This is a genomic window from Alcanivorax sp. HI0083, assembly GCF_001635175.1.
This window is the reverse complement of record NZ_LWFX01000789.1, coordinates 1-786: the sequence shown is the minus strand read 5'-3', so window position 1 is coordinate 786 and position 786 is coordinate 1. Positions and strand designations below refer to the sequence as shown.

At 54.7% G+C, this 786-nt stretch carries 1 pseudogene; it reads left to right on the top strand.

Features of this window, described 5'->3' with window-relative positions:
• Positions 1–206: 206 nt before the first annotated feature.
• Positions 207–786, top strand: a pseudogene (locus A3754_RS07665) (GGDEF domain-containing protein); the annotation flags it as partial.

Here is a 786-nt window from a genome sequence, read left to right as displayed (position 1 = left end):
CTCATCCCGGCAAGCAAACGATTGTTTGAACAACAGTTTGTCACTGGCTGTCTACCACCGACAATGACAGGTCTGTGACCCCGGACGATAAAAACGGTAAAGTTGACTAAAAATACAACAATCATTCGGCTAGGCGCCTGTTGCCCGTGTTAACACTGATACCCAAAGATCCCCCGGAGCGCGCGGTCCGGTTAAAACGCCAAGTCATGGCGATCTATTCCTATTGTTTATTGTGGGCAGGCACCTTCATTGGTGTGGAACTCACCGCTTTTGAACCCAACACACCGCACCTGACCTTCTTCGCGGTGGTCTTTGCCATCAACGGGCTGTTCTATCTGCTTATTCGCAGTGGCGTCAGCGACCGCTTTGGCGATCCCAGCCTGACCATCCTGCAAATGGCCGTGGGCATCCTGCTGACCACCACTATTCTGCATTACTCCCGCGAACTGCGCGGCGCCATGCTGAGCATCTACTTTATGGTCATGACCTTTGGGGTGTTCGCACTGGACCGCCGACGCATGCTGCTGATGGCGGCCTTCACCCTGCTTTGCTTCAGCGGGTTACAGATCTATGAATGGATAAACGCTCCCCAACAGGCGATTTTCTCCTACCTGATCGGGCACTGGATCATCCTGACCCTGGGTCTGGGCTGGTTTATCTATATGGGTGGGTATATCCACAACCTGCAATTGCGGGTACGAGAACAACGCGAACGACTGCGCGAAGCCCACGACCGCCTCAGTGCCATTGCCGTGCGCGACGACCTGACCGGACTCTACAACCGCC